We start from the raw sequence: 15,766 nt of genomic DNA on the forward strand, positions 1-15,766 counted from the left end.
CCTGATCCGGCGGGTAGTTCTAGCGGTCGAAATGGCTCCGGAACCACTGCACAAACTGCGGCACGCCCTCGTCTAGGCCCGTACGGGCGGCGAAACCCGTGTCGCGGGTGGTGATCGCGGTGTCGGCATAGGTGTCGACCATGTCGCCCGGCTGCATCTCGGCATGCTCGACCAGTGCGCTGCGGCCGGTCGCCTTCTCGATCAGCGCGACCAGCTTGCCGAGTTCCTCCGAGCGGCTGTTGCCGATGTTGTAGACCGCATGGGGCGAGAAGCTGCCGCCCGGCTTTTCGGCTCCGTCGGCGAGCGGTGGCCGGTCGATGACACGGATGATGCCGTCGACGATATCGTCGATGAAGGTGAAGTCGCGCCGCATCCGTCCGTGGTTGAATAGGCGGATCGGCCGTTCGGCCAGAACTGCATCGGTGAACAGCCACATCGCCATGTCGGGCCGCCCCCACGGCCCGTAGACTGTGAAGAAGCGCAACCCGGTCTGGGGAAGGGCGAACAAATGGGCGTAGCTTTCGCTAAGCAGTTCGTCCGCCCGCTTGGTCGCGGCGTAGAGCGACAGCGGCCGGTCGGCGCGCGCGTCGACCGACATCGGCAGGGTGCTCCCGCCGCCATAGACCGAGGAGGAACTGGCATAGACGAGGTGATCGACCTTCCGATGCCGCGCCAGTTCGAGGATGTTGGCGTGGCCGACCAGGTTGGAACGGATGTAGGTGGCGGGCGATTCGAGGCTGTAGCGAACCCCGGCCTGCGCCCCGAGGTGAATGATGCGATCGATCTCGACCCCGGCCAGCGCCGCGTCCAGCGCTTCGGCGTCGGCGAAGTCGAGGCGGTGGAAAGTGAAATGGCCGCCGGCTTTCTCGAGTTCGGCCAGCCGCGCCAACTTCAGCGCCGGATCGTAATAATCGTTGAGGCTGTCGACACCGACCACGCTCTCGCCGCGGGCCAGCAGCGCACGGGCGACGTGCATGCCGATGAAGCCCGCGCAGCCGGTGACGAGGATCGGCACCGCAGCCGCCTCAGCCTTGAAGCTCGCCGCGCCCGATCCCGCGGTAGGTCAGCCCGGCGCGAAGCACGTCCGAAGGCTCATAGACGTTGCGCAGGTCGACCAGGTGGTTGCCCCGCATCACGGCGGCAATGCGCCTCAAGTCCAGCGCGCGAAATTCGTCCCATTCGGTGACCAGCACCAGCGCATCGGCGCCAGTGGCGACCGTGTAGGCGTCCTCGGCGAAGGTGACGCCCGGCAGCATCGGCTCGGCCTGCTCGCGGCCAACCGGATCGAAGGCGACCACTTCGGCGCCGCCTTCCTGCAGGCGCCGGATCAGCGCCAGGCTGGGAGCATCGCGCATGTCGTCGGTGTTTGGCTTGAAGGTCAGGCCGAGGACGCCGACCTTCTTGCCCTGAAGCTCGCCGCCCAGCACGTCGCGGACGCGGTCGGCCATCGCCGCTTTGCGGGCGTCGTTGACCTCGACCACCGAGCCGACGATCCGCATGCCGACGCCTTCCTTTTCGGCGGTCTGCAGCAGGGCCAAAGTGTCCTTGGGGAAGCAGCTGCCGCCATAACCCGGGCCAGCATGGAGAAATTTGGGACCGATCCGGTTGTCGAGGCCGATCCCGCGGCTGACTTCCTGGACGTCGGCGCCGACCGCTTCGCACAGGTCGGCGATCTCGTTGATGAAGCTGATCTTGGTCGCAAGAAACGCGTTGGCGGCGTACTTGATCAGCTCAGCCGTGCGCCGACCGGTGAACAGGATCGGAGCCTTGTTGAGGAACAGGGGGCGATAGACCTCACGCAGCACGTCGCGGGCGAATTCGTCCTCGGCGCCGACCACGATCCGATCGGGGATCTTGAAGTCGCGGATCGCCGCGCCCTCGCGCAGGAATTCGGGATTGGAAGCGACGCTGGTGCCCTCGGGCGCGCCGTTTTCGTGCAGGATGCGGGTGATCTCGTCGCCAGTACCGACCGGGACGGTCGACTTGGTGACGATCACGGCCTTCCTCGTCAGCGCGCCGGCGATCTCCTTGGCGGCGGCGTAGACGAAGCTCAAATCGGCATGGCCGTCGCCGCGCCGGGCCGGGGTGCCGACCGCGATGAACACGGCGTCGGCGTCGCGGATTCCCTCAGCAAGGTCGGTGGTGAACTTCAACCGGCCATTCCCGGCATTATGCTTGACCAGTGCCTCGAGCCCCGGCTCCCAGATCGGCATGCGGCCGGCGAGCAGGCCCTCGATCTTTTCGGGTACCTTGTCGACGCAGGTCACGTCATGGCCGAAATCCGCGAAGCAGGCCCCCGAAACCAGACCCACGTAGCCGGTGCCGATCATGCAGATGCGCATATGCTTTTCACTCGTCCCTGAACTTGCCGCCGCGCACTAGCGGGGCAGCCCGCCGATGGCTAGGCCGCAGCCCAACCGCCCGCGCTTCCCACCCGTAGCCACCCACGGTAGAGGCTCGGTCCATGTGCGGTATCGCGGGAATACTTGGCCCCTCAGCAGGCGACGAATGGCTTCTGGAAGCCATGGCGGGACCGGTCCGGCACCGCGGCCCGGATGCCGGGGGACTGTGGTCCGACCGCGAGGCGGGTATCGGCCTCGCCCATCGCCGCCTGTCGATCGTCGACCTCAGCCCGCACGGCGCCCAGCCGATGGCCTCCTCCGACGGGCGGCTGGTGCTGAGCTACAACGGCGAGGTCTACAATCATCGCGAACTGCGCGCCGAGCTGGAAGCGGCCGGCGCGGCGCCGCCCGGGGGGTGGCGCGGCCATAGCGACACCGAGACGTTGGCCGAGGCCATCGCTCATTGGGGCCTCGCCGCGACGCTCGAACGGGCGAGCGGCATGTTCGCGCTGGCGCTGTGGGACAAGAGCAGCCGCACGCTCAGCCTTGTACGCGACCGGTTCGGCGAGAAGCCGTTATATTACGGGTGGATCGGCAAGGATCTTGCGTTCGGGTCGGAGCTGAAGTCGCTTCGCGTGCTGCCGGGCTTTGCCGGCGAGATCGACCGCGAGGCGGTGGCGGGGCTGTGCGCGCGGTCGTACATTCCCGCGCCGCTTTCCATCTATCGCGGAATCTTCAAGCTGCTTCCGGGCTGCATTCTCGAAGTGACCCCGGGCGCCGCGCCACGTCGGTCTGCACCCCGTGTCGGCGAAGCGGGGCAGGGGCTTCGGCTGACCCGTTATTACGACTATCCGGCGGTTGTCGCGGCCGGGCTTGCCGACCCGATCGCCAGCGAGGCGGAGGCCCTCGATGCCGCGGAAGCTGCGCTGCGCCGGGCGATCTCCGACCAGGCGGTGGCCGATGTTCCGGTCGGCGCTTTCCTGTCGGGCGGGTTCGACAGTTCCGCCGTGGTGGCCCTGTACCAGCAGGTCTCGAGCGGCCCGGTCCGGACCTATTCGATCGGCTTCACCGAAAAGGGCTTCGACGAGGCGCCGCACGCCCGCGCGGTCGCCGCCCACCTCGGAACCGAGCATCACGAACTGTACGTCTCGCCCCGCGAGGCGATGGAAGTGCTGCCGCTACTCCCGGCCATGTATGACGAACCGTTCGCCGACAGTTCGCAGATCCCGACCTTCCTGGTCAGTCGCTTTGCCAAGCAGGATGTGACGGTGGCGCTGACCGGGGATGGCGGCGATGAGCTGTTCGGGGGCTACAACCGCCACGTCATCGGCCCGGCCATGTGGAAGCGGCTGGCGCCGATCCCGGCCCGAGTTCGCGCTCTGGGTCGGCCGCTCGGCAACCTGCCGCAGCGCTGGTTCGAATTGCTGGTGCGAAGCGGCCCGCGCGGCAGCGGCGCGGCGCGCATCGCCAAGGGCCTTCGGGTGGCGACCAGCGCCCGCTCGCCCGACGACGTCTACCGCGCCTTCATCGACGAATGGGCCTTCGAGCGCAGCCCGGTGCTCGGCGCGGCGCCGGTGCCCGACATCGGCTTCGCGCTCCACGGTGCCAGCCCGGCGGAACGGATGATGCTGGGCGACGCGCTCGGCTATCTGCCCGACGATATCCTGTGCAAGGTCGACCGGGCGTCGATGGCCGTCAGCCTGGAGACGCGGGTGCCATTCCTCGACCACCGGCTGGCGGCGGTGGCGGCGCGGATCCCGATCGGAATGAAGATCGCCGACGGCCGCGGCAAGCTGGTCATCCGCAAGATGCTCGACCGTTACGTCCCGCGCGAGCTGACAGATCGGCCCAAGGCCGGCTTCGGAATCCCGGTCGGCGAATGGCTGCGCGGGCCGCTCAAAGGCTGGGCCGACGACCTGCTGTCCGAGGAGCGCTTGCGCCGCGGTGGGCTGTTCGACGTCGCGGCGATCCGCCGCCGCTACCAGGCGCACCAGGCCGGGCACCGCGACAGCACGGTCGCCTTGTGGTCGGTGCTGATGTTCGAAGCCTGGCTAGAAGCGCAGGACGCCGGCTCGCTGTCACGCGCCGCCTAGGCGAGACGACCCGACTCGAGGCGGACGATCCGGTCGCAGCCGGCGAGCATGGTTTCGCGGTGGGCGATGAGGAGGATGGTGGTGCCGCGCTCCTGCAGGCGGTCGAGCGCGCGCAGGACATGCGCTTCGCTACCCGGATCGAGCGCACTGGTCGCCTCGTCGAGTATTAGCAGCGGCGCCGGCTGGTAGAGCGCGCGGGCCAGCGCCAATCGCTGCCGCTGACCGCCCGACAGTAACTGGCCTCGATCACCGACCCGGGTCGCAAGACCGTCCGGCAAGGCAGCGACGAGGTCCTCGAGGCCCGTCAGCCGCACTGCTTCGTCCACCCGGCGCCTGTCGGGCTCAGGATCCATGAATGCGATGTTCGCTAGCAAGGTGGTGTCGGCGACGAACGGCGCCTGCGGGACATGCGCGACGTTGCGCTGCCATGCCGGTATCAGCTCTCGCGAAAGCGGGGTGCTGTCGATCAGCAGCCGCCCGTGCGAAGGCTGGAGCAGGCCCATGACGAGGTCGGCCAGCGTGCTCTTGCCGCTGCCATTGGGGCCGACCAGCGCGACTCGCTCGCCGCGGCGAATGTGGAGGTCAATCCCCGCCAGCGCCGGCTGGTCGCGGCCGGGATAGGTGAAGCTGACCTCCTCCAGCCCGATCCCGGTAGCGAACGGCAGGGTAGGGGGCGGGGGCGAGAGATCGAGGTCGGGCTCGGCCAGCAGGGCGGCCATACGCTTCTGGATTGCCCCGGTCGCCGTCAGTGCGTTGACGCTCAGATTGACCACCTGCAGCAGCGGAAGCAGGCGCTGGGCGCCGAGGCCGAGCGCGGCAAGCGTCGGCAGCGCCGCGGCGATCCCGCCCTCGCGACCAGCTAGCCACCACGCGACCAGAGCAAGTGCCACGAGGCCGACGCTTTCGACCAGGATGCGGGGCAGTCCCGTCGCGATCAGCAGGCGGGTCCGTGCTTCGGCCATTCGGCGGTCGATCCGCCGGAATCGCTCTGCCGCCTGGCCGCGCGCACCGGACAGGATTAGCTCGCGCATTGCACCGACATTCTCCTGCACCGCCGCGATGCGATTCTCGAACCCGTCGCCAAGCTCGTCTCCGGCCTGCTTCAGGCTGCCCCGGACCAGCAGGTTCGACGCCAGGAACAACAGGGTGAGCAAGCCCGCCGCAGCCAATGCCGCGGGGGCGTCGAACCACAGCAGTCCGGCGAGGATGCCAAGCGCCAGCACCGCGGCTCCGGCGGCCTGGAGCAGCGGCAGCAGCACCGAGTAGAGCCACTGCTCGCTATATTCGATCGCGGCGAGGGGCCCGCTGGTCCGGGCCGCGACGTGGGTCGGCCAGTCACGCCCCAGCACCCGCCGCTGGACGGCGACAATCAGCCGGTGGCCGGTATCGAAGGCCAGCCGCTGGGTCAGGGTCAGCAGGGCATAGCGGATCGCGCCGGCGGCCAGTGCTGCGGCGACGAACAGCAGCGCGGCGAGCCCGTCGGTGCCGCTGCCGGCGCCGTCCAGCCAGTCCCTGATCAGGGCGACGAGCGCCGCCAGCAGTGCGAATTCGAACAGGCCGCCGGCAATCGTCGCCAGCGCCAGCAGCCACAGCCGCCGCTGGCCGTCGGCCGGCAGAGCGGCGAGGACCAGCCGCAGCGAGGTGAGCGGGGTCATCTGCCCCGGCCGCTCATCAGCCGCGGCCGACACCTTGCCGCCCACAGCAAAAGGGTGGGGAGCAGCATCGTCCCGACTAAGTCGCGCAGGCCTTCCCCGACTTGCAAGCCGAGCGAAGGCCAGCGTTCGAACCACAGGTCATAGGCTTCGTTGGTCAGTTCCATTCCCAGCACGATCAGCCACGGCCACTTGCTGGCGAGCGAGGTACGGAGCAGCGCGGCAAGGACCATCTGCAGGATTACCCCGCCCATCACGTGCAACGTGTCCATCGGCCAGCCGGTGGCGTGTCGCACCAGCTCCTTGACGTGGAACCACACCGCCGGGTCGAAGCTCATCGATTGGTGAAGCGGTCGGCAAGTGCCTGCAGCGACTTGTCATGCGTGAGGTCGAGGTGAAGCGGGGTGACCGAGACGTAGCCGTCGCCGATCGCCTCGAGATCGGTCTGGTGGCCCGGGGTCTCGATCGACGGGCCGAGCCCGAACCAGTAATAGGGGTAGCCGCGCGGATCGATGCGCTGGATGATCCGGGTCCGGCCGTAATCGCGGATGCCCTGCCGGACGACCTTTACCCCCTTCACCTCTTCAGGCGCGAGGGCGGGGAAGTTGACGTTGACCAGTGTGCCCGGGTCATGCGGAACTTGCAGCAATTGTTCGAGCACGCGCGGGGCCCAGTGGGCGGCGGCGGCGAACGGCACGGTGTCGCCCATCCCTTCGCGGGCATAGACCTGGCTGAGCGCGATGGAGCGCACGCCCGCCAGCGCACCCTCCATCGCGGCCGATACGGTGCCGCTATAGGTAACGTCCTCGGCGAGGTTCGCTCCGCGGTTGATTCCCGAGATGATCAGGTCGGGCCGCTGGTCGGGCATCAGGTGGAACAGGGCCATCAGCACCGCATCGGTGGGCGTGCCCGCGACAGCGTAATGGCGCTCGCCGAGTCGGCGCAGGCGGACCGGACGGGTCAGGGTCAGCGAATGGCCGGTGCCCGATTGCTCCTCGGCCGGGGCGACGATCCACAGGTCGTCCGTGAAGGCGCTCGCCACCTCCTCCAGCAATTTCAGGCCCGAGGCGTTCACGCCGTCGTCGTTGGTGAGGAGGATGCGCATGGCCAAGGCTATGCGCGAAGCCCTTGCCGCCCTGCAACCTACTGCCTGAAGAAGAAGGTTGCGTTATTTTGGCAACATGGTGCGGGAAAGGAGTTTCACCGCTTGTTCAGCCCTGCGCCGTTAAGTACAGGCGCCGCAGGGGAATGAGATCGACTTTTGCGGAACTTAAGTTCCAGAAAAGTCTAGTGATCGCCGCTTGTTGTACTGCGTTTGGGGCAGGGCCAAGCGGCGGGTGTGCTTTGGGTTGGTACCGGCGCGCCATGTTGGACATGCCGCCGGCTTTCCGACCCATTTGGGGAGGATGAGATGGCTACCGCGCTTAGCGACGTCTACGACACACCAGAACCGTTCGACCGTATCATCCTTCCGGAGGGCTATCGCCCTGGCGACCAGGAAGAATTCATGGGGCCGATGCAGCGGGCCTACTTCCTTGGAAAGCTCCGGGCCTGGAAGGAAGCTATCGTCGAGGAAAGCCGGGCAACCATGGCCCAGCTTCAAGTCGACACACTTCGTGAACCCGACATCGCCGATCGCGCGTCGAGCGAGACCGACTGGGGGATCGAGCTTCGCACCCGTGACCGCCAGCGCAAGCTGATCGCCAAGATCGACGCCGCCATTCGCCGCCTGTACGCGGGCGAATATGGCTATTGCGAAGTGACCGGCGAACCGATCGGCCTCGGCCGGCTGGAAGCCCGCCCGATCGCGACCATGACGCTGGAATCCCAGGAACGTCATGAACGAATCGAGAAGGTCAGCCGCGACGACTGATGCCGCGTCGCCCCGGCGCCATGCCGGGGCCTCAGGCGAGCGGGCGATGCCTCACGACCGAGGCCCAGCTTGCGCCGGGACGAAGCAGCCGATCAATGCACCGTCAGGCCGAGCATCTCGTCCTTGAGGCGGAGTTTTTCTTTCTTGAGCTTGTGGAGAAGGATGTCGTCAGGGTTGGGCCGCCGCTCTTCTGCGTCTATCTGCGACTGGACAGCGGCATGCTTATTTTCGAGTGCCTCGACGTGAGCCTTTTCCATCGTGCGTCATTCCCTTTCATTGGTGTGACAGCCAGGTGAGAAAACCATGAAACGACCCGTTTGTCCCGTCCAATTTGCGCCACTGGCCGCGCCGAGCCCGCAATCCGCCGTGAACCGCATCCCCAATTCCGCGTCTAGCCGTCCATGAACGACGATCAGCCTACCAATCGCGTGGAGGCACTTCGCGCCGAACACCGCCAACTCGACGCTGAAATCGCGGCGCGGGTGGCGAGCGGCGACGAGGATCTGATGACGTTGGCCCGGCTCAAGAAGCGCAAGCTGCGTCTCAAGGACGAGCTGCAGATGCTTCACGATGCCGCCGTTCCGGACATCATCGCCTGACTCGGCTGCCCGACCTTCGCCGTCTCGGAACGGGACGAGAGGGAGCCAAGCTGGCCGCGCCGCTGTTCCCCATTGAGGCGAAAGCATTATGGTAGACAGATCATGAAGGATGTTTCGAACCTCGAACCGGCTGGGGGAAGCCGGATCACGCCGCGCCTGGTGGAAACCCTCTATACGGAGGCGATGCTGCTGGCGGACGAGGCGCGAACCTATTTCGATATCGGCAGCCGCGCCGACCGCGACTTGCTCGAGCCCTTCGTTCGGGTCGGCTTCGCCTGCGAGTCGCTCAAGGTCACGACCCGGCTGATGCACATCATCGCCTGGCTTCTGACCCAGCGCGCGGTCGAGACCGGGGAGCTTAGCGTTGCCTCGGGCCGGCGCCCGGAACGTCGCCTGGGTCACGCTGGTGCCAGCGACCCCTCGGTCGTCGAGCAGTTGCCGCCAGCCGCCCGGACTCTGATCTCAACCAGCATCGACCTTTATGAGCGGGTTCGCCGGCTCGACGAGGAACAGCTCAACGACCAGCCGGTGCCAAGCCCGGCGCGGGCATTGATGGGTCGGCTCGAACGCGACCTCATCTGGAACAGCAACCGCTGAGCCGCTAGGGCTCGGCGGGTGACTCCAGCGCAAATCCTCCACCCCGGCCCGCGACTTCTGATCGGGCACGGCCGCGCGCCCGAAATTGCCGAACTGCTCCCCGACGGACCGGTGCTGCTGGTAACAGATGGCGCGGTGCGAGTGATGGGCCTGCTCGACCCGCTGGTCGAACAGCTGCAACGGAGCCGCGAAGTCATCCTGTTCGACGCGGTCGAGGCCGATCCCAGCAAGGCGACGTTGCTGGCCGCGGTCGAGGCCGGGCGATCCGCCGGCGCCACGTCGGTGATTGGCTTTGGCGGCGGAAGCCCGATGGATGTCGCCAAGCTGGCCGCCTACCTGCTCGGCTCGGGCGACGATCTCGACACGATCTGGGGTGTTGGCCTCGCCCGCGGGCAGCGCCTGCCGCTGGCACTGGTGCCGACGACCGCCGGGACCGGCTCGGAGGCGACGCCGGTCGCCATCATCACCGTCGAGGGCGCCGAGAAGCGCGGGGTCAATGCCGCGCCGCTGATCCCCGACGTCGCCGTGCTCGATGCCGCGCTGACGCTGGGCAAGCCGCGCGCGCTGACCGCGGCGACGGGGGTGGACGCAATGGTCCACGCGATCGAGGCCTACACCTCGGCCAAGTCTAAGAACCCGGTGTCCGACATGCAGGCGCGCGAAGCGCTGCGGCTGCTGTCGGCCAACCTGCTGACGGTCTGCGAGGAGCCGAGCAATATTGCGTCGCGCGAAGCGATGCTGGTCGGGGCGCACCTTGCCGGGCTGGCCTTCGCCAATGCGCCGGTCGCGGGTGTCCATGCGCTGGCCTATCCGCTGGGTGGGATCCATCATCTCGCGCACGGCCTCAGTAATGCGCTGATGCTGCGCCCGGTGCTGTCATTCAATGCCGAAGCCGCGCGTGAGCCCTATGCCGAGCTGGCCGCGATCCTCGATCCGTCGGCAGCTTCGCTTGGGTCGCAGGCCGCCGCGGCCCGGCTGGTCGAGCGCTTGGAAGAGATGGTCCTCGCCACCGGGCTCAAGCCGCGGCTGCGCGACCACGGGATCGCGCGCGACGAAGCGCCAATGCTGGCGCGCGAGGCGATGAAGCAGACCCGCCTGCTGGTGAACAACCCGATCGAGATCACCGAGGAGGACGCCCGGCGCCTGTACGAGGTCGCCTGGTGAGTCGCCCGGTCCCGCCAGGCCGCGATGCCTTCCGGCGGTGGCACGACGTCACCCTGCGCTGGGCCGACAATGACGCCTACGGGCACGTCAACAACACGGTCTACTACCAGTGGTTCGACAGCGCGGTGAACGCCCTCCTGGTTGGCGAGGGCCTGCTCGACATCGCTGCCGGCGACCCGATCTGCCTGGTGGTCGGCACCTCGTGCGACTATTTCGCGCCGCTCAGCTTTCCGGGCAAGGTGGAGGTGGGGCTGGCGGTGACCGAACTGGGTCGCTCCAGCGTCCGCTACCGGTTGGGGGTGTTTTCAAAGGGTGCTGAGGAAACGGCGGCGGCAGGATCGTTCATCCACGTCGCGGTCAGCCGGGCCGAACGCCGCCCGGTGCCGTGGCCCGACCAGTGGCGCAAGGTACTGGAACGGGTCTGAGCGCCTAGCCGCAGACCCGCGCCTTGGCCGCGCGATATTCCTCGGTCCACCGCGCGACCAAATCGCCCGCCGGCTGCACCCGGTCGACCGCGCCGATGCCCTGGCCCGATCCCCAGATGTCCTTCCAGGCTTTCGCCCCCGCCGCCCCGCCGAAGCTCATCGCCTCAGGAGAGCTTTCGGGCAGGTTGTCGGGATCGAGGCCAGCCTGCTCGATCGAGGCGCGCAGATAGTTGCCGTGGACCCCGGTAAACAGGCTCGAATAGATGATGTCCTTTGCCGAGCCTTCGACGATGCCCTGCTTGTAGCCGTCGCTGGCGCGCGCTTCGTCGGTCGCGATGAAGGGCGAGCCGATGTAGGCGACGTCGGCGCCCATCGCCTGCGCGGCGAGGATCGCCCCGCCGTTGGCGATCGAGCCCGACAGCGCCAGCGGGCCGTCGAACCAGCTCCTGATCTCCTGAACCAAGGCGAACGGGGACCAGCGCCCGGCATGCCCGCCGGCCCCCGCCGCCACCGCAATCAGCCCGTCGGCACCCTTTTCGATCGCCTTGCGGGCGAAGCGGTCGTCGATCACGTCGTGGAGGGTGATTCCGCCCCAGCCGTGAACCGCCTTGTTGAGTTCCTCGCGCGCGCCGAGCGAGGTGATGACGATGGGCACCTTCCATTTGGCGCAGGTCGCCATATCCTCTTCGAAGCGGGTATTTGAACGGTGAACGATCTGGTTCACCGCGAACGGCGCGGCCGGTGCGTCGGGGTTGGCACGATCGTGATCGGCCAGCGCCTCGCCAATCTCATGCAGCCATTCGTCGAGTTGGCTTTGCGGGCGGGCGTTGAGCGCCGGGAAGCTGCCCACCACCCCCGCCTTGCACTGCGCGATGACCAGTGCGGGCGTGGAAACGATGAACAGCGGCGCGCCGATCACGGGCAGGCGAAGCGGCGCGAAAACGGGCGGCAGTGACATGAATTCCCCCGGCAGTGCAGAAATGCTCCGCCAAGCGCTAGGTCCGCCCGCAGGCTGGTGCAAGCCTACCCTTTGCGACGTTTGCCAATCGTTCGGGCGCTCGGCTATGATGCCGGCAGGCCGTGAAAGACCGCTGCAGGATGGATGCCCCGACGACTCCTGGGACTGAGCGGTTGCCGCCGGCCCTGTGGCGAGACCTTGCCGATCAGCTTCCGCAGCTGACCTGGATCACGGATGGCGAAGGCCAGGCGGTCTGGTTCAACAAGCGCTCCGTCGATTTCCTCGGTGTACCGCTAAAATCCTTGCTGGGCAGCGGATGGGGCGCTTCGATCCACCCCGATGCGCTGCCCCGGGTCCTTGCGGCGTGGCGGCAGGCGGTGGAGAGCGGCACCAGCTTCGAATGCCATTATCCGCTGCGGGGCCACGATGGCCGCTTTCGCGACTTCCTCGCCCGTGCCGAGCCGCATCGCGAGCCGGATGGCCGGATCAGCTATTGGTTCGGTACCAGTACCGATGTCACCGACCAGCGCGCGACCGAGGAGGAGGCCCGCGCGGCCGCCGAGGAGCTGGAGGCGATCTATGCCACCGCGCCGATAGGGCTGACGATCCTCGACCGCGACATGCGCTTCGTCCGGATCAACGAGCGGCTGGCGGAGACCAACGGCAAGCCGGTCGCCGAGCACCTTGGCCGAAGCGTCCGCGAGGTCCTTCCCGACCTTGCCGACCAGGCCGAGGATGCGCTTCGCCGGGTGTTCGCAGGCGAGGAATTGAGCGGCCTCGAGATCAGCGGCGAGACCCCGGCCCAGCCCGGCGTTGTGCGGACCTGGCGCGAGAATTGGTTTCCGATCCGTGCCGCCAGCGGCGAGATCACCGGTGCCGCTATCTCGGCGGAGGAAATCACGGCGGCGAAGGACGCCGAACTCGCTCTGGCACGCTCCGAAGCGCAGTTCAGGACCCTCGCCGACGCGCTTCCCGGAATCCTGTTCATCACCGCCGCGGAGGGCGGCAACAGCTACGTCAACGACACCTTCGCCAAATATACCGGCCTGCCGAAGGACAAGCTGCTCGGCACCGGCTGGACCGCCGCGCTTCATCCCGACGACCTCGGTCGCGTATGGGACTCGTGGAACGAGGCCGTCCGTAACGACAGCCGCTTCGACACCGAATATCGCATCCGCCGCCACGACGGCGACTATCGCTGGCAGGCCGTTAGCGCTCTTCGCGTTGACCTGCACGATGAAGGGCCCGAGCGGCGCTGGGTCGGGACCTGCATCGACATCCACGATCGCAAGCTGGTCGAGCAGGAGGTGCAGGAGGCCGAGGCCCGCTATCGCGCAGTGTTCGAGCAGGCCGGGGTCGGGGTGGCGCGCGTTTCTCCTGACGGCGTCTTCCTCGAGGTTAATGATCGCTATTGCCAGATCGTCCGGCGCAGCCGCGAGGATTTCCTCGGGTCAAGTTGGCAGCAGATCACCCATCCTGACGATCTTGAAGCCGACCGTTCGAAGGCCGACGCCATGCGTCGTGGCGAGATCGGCGGCTATTCGGTCGAGAAGCGCTATCTTGCGCCGGACGGGAGCGACACCTGGATCAATCTGACGGTGGGTGCCGAGTATGACGAGAAGGGGCAGTTGCTGTTCTTCATCCCGATCGTCGAAGATATCGGAGCTCGCAAGGCGGTCGAGGCGGCGCTGCGATCGAAGGAGGAGCGCTACCGGGCGCTGTTCGAATCGATGGAGCAGGGCTTCTGCACTATCCAGGTCACCTTCGACGACGCGCAGAACCCGATCGACTATCGTTTCACCGAACTCAATCCAGCCTTCAGCCGCCACACCGGTCTTACCCCTGACGTCCTCAACCGCTCGGTTCGCGAGGCTGTCCCGGGCCTCGAGCAAAGCTGGTTCGAACGCTATGGCAACATCGCCCGAACCGGCCAGCACGAGCGCTTCGTCGAACATTCCGAAGCGCTCGGTCGCTGGTTCGAAGTCTATGCCTTTCCGATCGGCGACAGGTCCGAGAACAATGTCGCCATACTGTTCAGCGATGTCACCGAGCGGGTCGAACAGGAGAAAGCCCTCCGTCAGAGCGAACAGGAACTTCGGCTGCGACTGAACGCCATCCCGCAGATGGTGTGGTCGACCTTGCCCGACGGCTATCACGATTTCTACAACGACCGCTGGTACGAATTCACCGGCACCCCGCTCGGGTCGACCGACGGCGAGGGGTGGAACGGGATGTTCCACCCCGAGGACCAGCCCCTGGCCTGGCAGCGCTGGAACCAGTCGCTCGCCACCGGCACGCCCTACGAGATCGAATATCGCCTGCGCCACCATACGGGCGCCTACCGCTGGGTGCTGGGACGAGCCCTGCCGATCCGCAACGAAGCGGGCGAGATTGTGCGCTGGATGGGAACCTGCACCGATATCGACGACCGGATCGGGGCCGATCGTGCGCTCCAGGCAAGCGAGGCACGTCTGCGCGCGATCCTTGAAGCGGTGCCGGTCGGGCTCATGTTCTCGGATGCGGCCGGCAAGCTGACCGGAAGCAATCATCAGATCGCCGAGTTCCTTGGCCATTCGCTGGTCGAAAGCACGGACGTCGGCTCGTACCGCGACGATTACGTCGCTTATCACGGTGATGGGCGTCAGGTCGAAAGCAACGAATATCCGCTCTCTCGCGCACTTGCCGGGGAGGAGCGGCCCGAACTCGAATGCCAGGTTCGCCGCGGCGATGGAAACCTGCGCTGGCTACGCTATGTCGCCGCCCCGATCCGCGACGATCCGGACGGGCCGATCACCGGCGGCGTCGTCGCATCGATCGACATCGACCGCGAAAAGCGCCTGACCGAGGGCCTGGAGCGTGAGGTCGAGACGGTGATCGCCGAGCGTGAGGCCGCGCAGGAGGCGCTTCGCCAGAGCCAGAAGCTGGAGGCGATGGGGCAGCTGACCGGCGGCGTCGCGCACGACTTCAACAACCTCCTCACCCCGATCATCGGCAGCCTGGACCTGCTTCAGCGTAAGCAAATCCTCGACGAGCGCACCGGAAGGCTGATCGACGGGGCGCTCGCCTCGGCCGAAAAGGCGAGGGTGCTGGTCCAGCGCCTGCTCGCCTTTGCCCGTCGCCAGCCGCTCAAGCCGCAGGCGATCGACCTTCGCCGGGTCGTCTCCGAGATGAGCGAACTGGTCGAATCGACCTCAGGTCCGCGGATCCGGGTCGTCACCCAATTGCCGCCCGAGTTGCCCGCCGCGCTGGCCGACGGCAACCAACTGGAAATGGCGCTTCTGAACCTCAGCGTGAACGCCCGCGATGCGATGCCGGAAGGCGGCACGCTCAGCATTGCCGCGCGTGAGGAGGCGGAAGGCGCGGGCCGGCGGCTCGGGCTGCCCAGGCGCCCCCATGTCGTGCTGTCGGTCAGCGACACCGGCCTTGGCATGGACGAGGACACGCGTCGCCGCGCGATCGAACCCTTCTTTTCGACCAAGGGGATCGGCAAGGGCACGGGGCTGGGCCTCTCGATGGTTCACGGCCTCGCCGCACAACTTGGCGGCGCGCTCGACATCCGCTCGGCGCCGGGTCTCGGCACCAGCATCGAACTATGGCTGCCGCTGGCGGAGGAGGAAGCCTTGCACGGCCTCGGCGTCGCCACTGAGGCCGAGGCGCAGGGTGCTGGCACGGTGCTGCTGGTCGATGACGAGGAATTGGTCCGCGCCTCCACCGCCGGCATGCTTGCCGACCTCGGCTATCGCGTGGTCGAAGCCGACAGCGGGGAGGCGGCGCTGGCGCTGGTAGGCGAGGGGTTACGGCCCAACCTGCTGGTTACCGACCAATTGATGCCCGGGCTGAGCGGGACCGACCTCGCGGTCCGCCTGCGCGAACAATTCGATGGGCTGCCGGTGCTGGTGATATCGGGCTATGCCGATCTCGACAGCCTGTCGCCGGCCTTTCCCCATCTCAGCAAGCCGTTCCGCCAGTCGGAGCTGTCGGCGGCGCTGGAGAAGGCCACTTCCTGAGCCGATTGTCTCCTGCGCCGCGGCGCTTATACCCCGGCCCCCATGAGCAGCAGCAA

Annotated in this window: 14 protein-coding genes; 7 read left to right on the forward strand and 7 right to left on the reverse strand. The window is 67.3% G+C overall.

Going from position 1 to position 15,766, the window contains the following annotated elements:
* Positions 1–19: 19 nt before the first annotated feature.
* Both M1K48_RS01900 and M1K48_RS01905 read right to left on the reverse strand, forming a co-directional pair.
* Positions 20–1,015: an NAD-dependent epimerase/dehydratase family protein gene (locus M1K48_RS01900; protein ID WP_249504201.1), complete on the reverse strand. Its 996-nt coding sequence runs from the start codon at positions 1,013–1,015 to the stop codon at positions 20–22.
* A 10-nt stretch (positions 1,016–1,025) separates the two neighbouring features.
* Positions 1,026–2,342 carry a UDP-glucose dehydrogenase family protein gene (locus M1K48_RS01905; protein ID WP_249504202.1) on the reverse strand — a complete coding sequence of 439 codons (1,317 nt, stop codon included), beginning with the start codon at positions 2,340–2,342 and terminating at the stop codon, positions 1,026–1,028.
* A gap of 122 nt (positions 2,343–2,464) precedes the next feature.
* On the opposite strand from M1K48_RS01905, the gene asnB reads away from it, so the two are divergent.
* On the forward strand, positions 2,465–4,435 hold the full coding sequence (asnB, locus tag M1K48_RS01910; RefSeq protein WP_257794159.1) for an asparagine synthase (glutamine-hydrolyzing): 1,971 nt from the start codon (positions 2,465–2,467) through the stop codon (positions 4,433–4,435).
* On the opposite strand, the gene M1K48_RS01915 is transcribed toward asnB, so the two are convergent.
* The 3 genes from M1K48_RS01915 to surE are packed head-to-tail and all read right to left on the reverse strand — an operon-like array spanning position 4,432 to position 7,192.
* Positions 4,432–6,090 carry an ATP-binding cassette domain-containing protein gene (locus M1K48_RS01915; protein WP_249504204.1) on the reverse strand — a complete coding sequence of 553 codons (1,659 nt, stop codon included), beginning with the start codon at positions 6,088–6,090 and terminating at the stop codon, positions 4,432–4,434. The two genes, asnB and M1K48_RS01915, sit on opposite strands and share 4 nt — an antisense overlap.
* Positions 6,087–6,425, reverse strand: coding sequence for a hypothetical protein (locus M1K48_RS01920; RefSeq protein WP_249504205.1), 339 nt, complete (start codon positions 6,423–6,425; stop codon positions 6,087–6,089). The genes M1K48_RS01915 and M1K48_RS01920 overlap by 4 nt, the downstream gene beginning before the upstream one ends.
* Complete coding sequence (gene surE / locus M1K48_RS01925) at positions 6,422–7,192, reverse strand: 5'/3'-nucleotidase SurE (protein ID WP_249504206.1); 771 nt, start codon at positions 7,190–7,192, stop codon at positions 6,422–6,424. Before surE ends, M1K48_RS01920 begins: the two co-directional genes overlap by 4 nt.
* A gap of 306 nt (positions 7,193–7,498) precedes the next feature.
* Between surE and dksA the strand changes: the two genes are divergently transcribed.
* Positions 7,499–7,960, forward strand: a complete 462-nt coding sequence (gene dksA, locus M1K48_RS01930) for an RNA polymerase-binding protein DksA (RefSeq protein WP_249504207.1) — start codon at positions 7,499–7,501, stop codon at positions 7,958–7,960.
* 92 nt (positions 7,961–8,052) lie between these two features.
* On the opposite strand, the gene M1K48_RS01935 is transcribed toward dksA, so the two are convergent.
* Positions 8,053–8,217: a DUF465 domain-containing protein gene (locus M1K48_RS01935; RefSeq protein ID WP_249504208.1), complete on the reverse strand. Its 165-nt coding sequence runs from the start codon at positions 8,215–8,217 to the stop codon at positions 8,053–8,055.
* Positions 8,218–8,361: 144 nt separating this feature from the next.
* On the opposite strand from M1K48_RS01935, the gene M1K48_RS01940 reads away from it, so the two are divergent.
* From M1K48_RS01940 to M1K48_RS01955, 4 genes are all read left to right on the forward strand, one after another.
* Positions 8,362–8,559 carry a DUF465 domain-containing protein gene (locus M1K48_RS01940; protein WP_249504209.1) on the forward strand — a complete coding sequence of 66 codons (198 nt, stop codon included), beginning with the start codon at positions 8,362–8,364 and terminating at the stop codon, positions 8,557–8,559.
* Between the two features lie 102 nt (positions 8,560–8,661).
* Positions 8,662–9,156: a DUF1465 family protein gene (locus tag M1K48_RS01945; RefSeq protein ID WP_249504210.1), complete on the forward strand. Its 495-nt coding sequence runs from the start codon at positions 8,662–8,664 to the stop codon at positions 9,154–9,156.
* 18 nt (positions 9,157–9,174) lie between these two features.
* Positions 9,175–10,320 (forward strand): iron-containing alcohol dehydrogenase, encoded by a 1,146-nt coding sequence (locus M1K48_RS01950; protein WP_249504211.1) that lies wholly within the window; start codon positions 9,175–9,177, stop codon positions 10,318–10,320.
* Positions 10,317–10,745, forward strand: a complete 429-nt coding sequence (locus M1K48_RS01955; RefSeq protein WP_249504212.1) for an acyl-CoA thioesterase — start codon at positions 10,317–10,319, stop codon at positions 10,743–10,745. Before M1K48_RS01950 ends, M1K48_RS01955 begins: the two co-directional genes overlap by 4 nt.
* A 4-nt stretch (positions 10,746–10,749) precedes the next feature.
* Here the strand turns inward: M1K48_RS01955 and M1K48_RS01960 are convergent, their stop codons facing one another.
* Complete coding sequence (locus tag M1K48_RS01960) at positions 10,750–11,703, reverse strand: NAD(P)H-dependent flavin oxidoreductase (RefSeq protein WP_249504213.1); 954 nt, start codon at positions 11,701–11,703, stop codon at positions 10,750–10,752.
* Between the two features lie 140 nt (positions 11,704–11,843).
* Between M1K48_RS01960 and M1K48_RS01965 the strand changes: the two genes are divergently transcribed.
* Positions 11,844–15,710, forward strand: coding sequence for a PAS domain S-box protein (locus M1K48_RS01965; protein ID WP_249504214.1), 3,867 nt, complete (start codon positions 11,844–11,846; stop codon positions 15,708–15,710).
* Positions 15,711–15,766: the final 56 nt, after the last annotated feature.

The organism is Sphingomonas glaciei, assembly GCF_023380025.1.
GTDB classification, from domain to species: Bacteria; Pseudomonadota; Alphaproteobacteria; order Sphingomonadales; family Sphingomonadaceae; genus Sphingomicrobium; species Sphingomicrobium glaciei.